Source organism: Planococcus sp. RAB007_Raresut, from assembly GCF_057369535.1.
Genome location: NZ_JBXYIF010000130.1, coordinates 1 through 267, shown reverse-complemented (window position 1 = coordinate 267; position 267 = coordinate 1). Strand labels below are relative to the sequence as shown.

Annotated in this window: 1 pseudogene; it reads right to left on the bottom strand. The window is 40.4% G+C overall.

Features of this window, described 5'->3' with window-relative positions:
• Nucleotides 1-267 (bottom strand): annotated as a pseudogene (locus AC2Q9J_RS18020) (CPBP family intramembrane glutamate endopeptidase); the annotation flags it as partial.

Below are 267 nucleotides of genomic sequence, written 5' to 3'. Positions count from 1 at the left end.
GATCCAAACGCAATTAGAATGGAGATAATCGACAAGTCATTTTGCAAACTCTCTGTTTTTGTATTCGACGTACCGATGCCGAAATATGATTGGACTACGACGATGATGATACTGAGTTCAATTAACACAATTGTCCATAGAAAAATCATCCCCGACTCTTTCCATGAGATTCGGCGAAGTCCTAACGTTTCGAGCGATAAGGTCTTAGGACGTATTGCGACGATATAGAGGACGGTCATAAATATTATGGCTAATAACAGGCCGATA